The 2093-nt window shown below is 40.9% G+C and carries 1 protein-coding gene, 1 tRNA gene and 1 pseudogene; 2 read left to right on the plus strand and 1 reads right to left on the minus strand.

The window, feature by feature from the left end:
- Positions 1-49: 49 nt before the first annotated feature.
- Positions 50-122 (minus strand) — tRNA-Met (locus tag Q0X77_RS15355).
- Positions 123-342: 220 nt separating this feature from the next.
- On the opposite strand from Q0X77_RS15355, the pseudogene Q0X77_RS15360 reads away from it, so the two are divergent.
- A pseudogene (locus tag Q0X77_RS15360) lies at positions 343-1657 on the plus strand (alanine/glycine:cation symporter family protein).
- The coding region (era, locus tag Q0X77_RS15365) for a GTPase Era (RefSeq protein ID WP_297798688.1) at positions 1657-2093 on the plus strand (437 nt) is incomplete at its 3' end. The pseudogene Q0X77_RS15360 and the gene era, both read left to right, overlap by 1 nt.

Below are 2093 nucleotides of genomic sequence, written 5' to 3' on the forward strand. Positions count from 1 at the left end.
CCGTTTGTTCCATAAAAAAACCAGATACTTTCATATCTGGTTTTCTTTGTAGCGGGGACTGGACTCGAACCAGCGACCTTCGGGTTATGAGCCCGACGATCTACCTACTGATCTACCCCGCGATGTGGACTTTCAATATTTTATTGGCAGTATTTTTTGTTCTTTCCCCAAGGAAGAGTAGGTACCCTGTCCTGAGGAATCGAAGGATACTGCTTTACCCCGCGATGTGGACGGCAAATATACGATGCTTTTTTAGGATATTCAAAACTTCAAGCCTTAATTATTTATTTCAATAATGCCCTAACAAGCGTAAATTCCATAACTTCGAGGCTTTAATTCTTTATGGAGATTATTAATAATTTTTTGGCAGGCGTACTTCCTTATACCGAATGGGTAATGCTTTTTTTAATAGTCGGGGGAGGGCTTTACCTGGTTGCTTATTCAAAATTACTACCCTATCGTTACTTTAAACATGCCATTCAAATTACCTCAGGGAAATACGATAATCCCGATGATCCCGGCGAAGTTAGTCACCTACAGGCCCTGTCTTCCGCCGTAGCGGCTACCGTGGGACTTGGAAATATTTCAGGGGTGGCCATAGCCATTTATCTGGGTGGACCGGGTGTTGTGTTCTGGATTTGGATGACTGCCCTGGTAGGGATTTGTATTAAATTTTATTCCTGTAGCCTTGCTATTATGTATCGCGATAAAGATGATGAAGGCAATTTGCAGGGAGGGCCGATGTACTACATTACCATGGGTATGGGCAAAAAGGCCAGGCCTTTGATTTACGACAAATCAGTTTACTCAAACTTTAATGGGGGTCATTAACCCCAACGAAACCATAGCAGTATTAGGTGACTTCAATTGGAAATTGGGAATAGGGCTTGTACTTAGTGTGATCACTTCCTTCGTAATTTTCGGGGGCCTTAAAAAAATTGCTAAAGTTGCCACGGCAATTGTTCCTTTTATGGTCCTTTTATATTTGTTCGCCGTTATAGTGATCATGGGAATGAACGCTGCTGAGATTTGGCCGTCATTAAAATTAATCCTGGTGGAAGCATTTAATATTGAAACTGCTGTACAGGGAGGATTATGGGGTCTCATAATAATAGGCATACGAAGGGCTGTTTTTTCCAATGAATCAGGGGTTGGTAATGCGCCTATGTACCATGGACAGTCCAAAACCAAAGAACCTATTCAAGAGGGCTTGGTAGCCATGCTGGGCCCGTTTATAGATACGATTGTGGTGTGTACCCTAACCGCAGTGGTCATTATTTTAAGCGGGGCTTATTTAGATGCTGAGAGCAACGGAATTGTGATGACCCTCATCGCATTTAAGAAATCGCTTTTTGGCTTTGGAGATGTGCTTTTAATGATCATAGTATCTGCGTTTGCACTTTCTACTCTTTTTACCTACTCCTATTACGGCACCAAATGTCTTTCCTTTTTAACCAATGTTAAAACGGGGAAACTTTATAATTACATCTACGTAGGGAGTATTACCTTTGCAGCAGTGGCTTCTGTAGACCTTGTAGTTAATTTAATTGATCTTTCATTTGCGCTCATGGTAATCCCCAATATGATTGCTGTGTTGTATTTGTCCCCGGGAGTAAACAAGGCAATGACGACTTATTTTTCAAAAATAAAAGTATAATGGCTCATAAAGCAGGTTATGTAAATATCATTGGGAACCCAAATGTGGGTAAATCTACCCTTATGAATGCTTTTATAGGTGAGAAACTTTCTATTATCACAGCTAAGGCGCAGACTACCAGACATCGCATCCTGGGAATCGTTAACGGCGAGGATTTTCAGGTAATTCTTTCAGATACTCCGGGGATTATTAAACCTGCATACGAGTTGCAGGATTCCATGATGAACTTTGTAAAATCGGCTTTTGAAGATGCAGATATCCTTATTTATATGGTAGAACTGGGTGAAAAAGCATTGAAAGACGCCACTTTTCTTGAAAAACTAAAAAAAAGTAAGATCCCGGTACTGCTATTGCTTAACAAAATTGATGTTTCGGATCAGCAAACACTGGAAGAACAAACCCAGTATTGGCAGGAACAGCTTCCTACTGCAGAGAT

This window comes from uncultured Eudoraea sp., assembly GCF_947258925.1.
In the GTDB taxonomy this organism is placed as follows: Bacteria; Bacteroidota; Bacteroidia; order Flavobacteriales; family Flavobacteriaceae; genus Eudoraea.